We start from the raw sequence: 2665 nt of genomic DNA, 5'->3' as shown, positions 1-2665 counted from the left end.
GCGCGTTGCAAAGTACGGGTCGTCAGGCGGTGAAAAGCCGAAGGCAATCCCGCGCGCCTCGTCAGAGCAGATGTGCGGCCACATCAAGCGGACTACAAAAAGCACTCTCACGAATAGGACGGGTTAGACTGTCGTGAGACACCTCGCCGCAAGTCGATCACCTGCGCCACCGGAGATTAAGCGCGTGATCAAGCGCGTGCCATGAATTCTGCAGGTCGAGGCGGACTGAAGGGACGCATTGCAACGTACGCAGGTCGGAAAGTCGACAAAGGCGACACAATTATAGTGCAAACGGCCGCCTATTAGCTGGCACGAAGAATGCAGGCTCTCGGTAGCCCAGGCTTCTCCTCCTGGGTAGGTCCAGCATTGCAAGTTGAGGCTGTGGCTAGCCACCGAAGTTAGCGGCGCGTGACACAAAGGGGACTACGCCTGCTCGCGCGGGACACCAGCGGGCGCCCCCGTCACGTCGCCGCTAACTTCATGCGATCGCGCATAGCGCGTTGAAGTTACCCGCCTCGGAATTGATGTGTGTGGATGAAAGCCAGACGAGCCGACAACTATGAAGCGTAAAACGGTTGGAAGACATGTGCTTTGGTTCTGGCTCATTCGATCGCTGATCTGCCACGCCGAGCTGGCCACGACGAGCAACAGTGTTCGCGCCAACGACAACGCCCTTGTCGAACGGGTCAGGTCAACATGGCGAGCGCAGGACGGCGAGACCATAGAACAAATTACCTCCAAAGTCTCGAAGGTGGCGCAGTTCGTCACTCAAACGTGGGGGGTCGCTGAAGGAGTTGACCGAACTGAATACGTGTATCTGTCGTGGACAAGGCACCACGAGCGTGCATCAGACGAAGTGTACGTTATCACCTGGAAGGTCGCATCTGACGGAGGCATTGAAGTGGCGTCGACATATGCAAAGCCCATTGAACTGGGCTGGCGCGCCTTTGCGCTCTCGCTGATCGCCGGTGAAATCGCAGATGGCGAAAGGACCGCTAATCTTCACTTTCTGCATGATCCGGCCAACTTCAACTTCGTGACGACGGCGCAAGGAAAGCTCGGCAATCTTCTGCGGCGCGGCCGCTGCAGTATCATGGAACCCGTTGTGGTGGATTACGTGCCGAAGCCGAATGAGAATGCGACCGATAAGGGTGACATGTGGCGTGTCCTGCTTTTGGTGAACTGTAACATTCCAGGGCCGCGCTATTTTACCCGCAACGGGGTCATCACCTTCGAGAAGCGGGCGCGACGAGATTGGGAGCCGCAATCCTTCTTTGCCAAGCGCATCGCGGCATTTCCTCCGGGCTCTTGGTTCGATCGCATAGAGCCAGATGAACATGACGCATTGGAGAAGGCGCGAAAGGCCTCGGCAAATGGCCCCACAGATCATGATCCCAGCATAACTCCTTGAGACTGAGCGTCACGGAGCAGCCATGCGGTCTGCACTTAGCGCATTCTGTTACTCACGCGGACGTAGATGGCCTCCTGCCGGTAGAGCGGTTGGCCATCGGCATATTTGGCGACGGCGATCTGGGCTAAAAGCGCTTCCGTCGGAATGCCTCCTTCAATAATATGGACCGGGGCCGGGCCTGGATCACGCCGTCCTCCTTCTTGACGGCGCGTAACGATCACACGGAACTTCACCGGCACCACATCCAGACGCTCTGACACGTCCTCGCCGATCAGCACCTTCTGCTTGACGGCATGCTCAGCCAGCTCTTCCGGCTCAATGACCGTTTCGATCCGTTCCAGATGGGGCGCAAAGCCCTGGCGCCGACGCGGTGCACGCTTGCCATCCGCTTGCTCACGGCCCTCGTTGACCTGGGCCTTGATCGCAGCGATGCCGGTCTCGATTTCCTCGAAGACAAAGGTCTGCTGTTCATCGTCACCGTTCGCAGAGCCGAGCTTTTCCGGTTCGTCGGCCGAACCGGGCGCGGTCGAAGGACCTTCAGGATCTGCGTCAGCCGCTCGATACGCGCATCGGCATCGGCGTTGCGCGCCCTGATCGGCGACTTCGCTCTCCAGAGCATCGGCGCGGGCCGCCTCTCGGCCATCGCAAGCACCATGGCTCTCAGCATCTTTACGTCATTCGGGAGGTTGTGATCGGGCGGCGTCATTGACCCGACCAGAGCACATTTTGCCCCGGTTCTCTTGCCTTTTCAGCCCACTGATTCACTTCGCCGCAGCGCTTTTACCCAACAATCTCCGGCGGCTTGACCGCCACGGTCCGGACCCGCTTCCAGTCCATTCCATCCACCAGTGCCATCAACTGCGCAGGATTCATCTGCACCCGATGATGCCCGATCTGCGGCCAACAGAACGTCGCCTTTTCAAGACGTTTTAGAGGCACACGCCGGAGCCATCCCACCATACGATCTTGATTCTATCGGCTCTTTTGGCCCGGAATACATAAAGCGCACCGTCGAACGGATCTGAACCGGCATCCCCGCACAAGCGCAACAAGACCGTCGATACCCTTGCGGAAGTCAACTGGATGGCTGGCGAGGAACACCTTCACACGAGAGGGGATCATGCCGAACGGACCGCCCGGATCACCTGCTGCAAGTGCGCCTCGTCAACATCGACGCCGGCGCGCACGACTACCTCGCCCATCGCAATTTCGATGCACCTGTCACAGACGCCACCACACCCTCGCAACCCGAGT

The 2665-nt window shown here is 58.9% G+C and carries 1 protein-coding gene and 2 pseudogenes; 1 reads left to right on the top strand and 2 read right to left on the bottom strand.

Annotated elements, in window-relative coordinates:
• The first annotated feature begins 559 nt into the window (after window positions 1-559).
• Window positions 560-1411, top strand: a complete 852-nt coding sequence (locus tag K359_RS0147610; protein ID WP_029085215.1) for a hypothetical protein — start codon at window positions 560-562, stop codon at window positions 1409-1411.
• Window positions 1412-1467: 56 nt separating this feature from the next.
• Here K359_RS0147610 and K359_RS56545 read toward each other — a convergent pair.
• Both K359_RS56545 and tnpB read right to left on the bottom strand, forming a co-directional pair.
• Window positions 1468-2117, bottom strand: a pseudogene (locus K359_RS56545) (transposase); the annotation flags it as partial.
• 74 nt (window positions 2118-2191) lie between these two features.
• Window positions 2192-2454, bottom strand: a pseudogene (gene tnpB / locus K359_RS66670) (IS66 family insertion sequence element accessory protein TnpB).
• Window positions 2455-2665 lie beyond the last annotated feature (211 nt).

The sequence above is a fragment of the Bradyrhizobium sp. th-b2 genome (genome assembly GCF_000426785.1).
Lineage (GTDB): Bacteria > Pseudomonadota > Alphaproteobacteria > Rhizobiales > Xanthobacteraceae > Bradyrhizobium > Bradyrhizobium septentrionale.
Note: the sequence above shows the minus strand (reverse complement) of the source record. Positions and strands in the feature narration are given on the sequence as shown.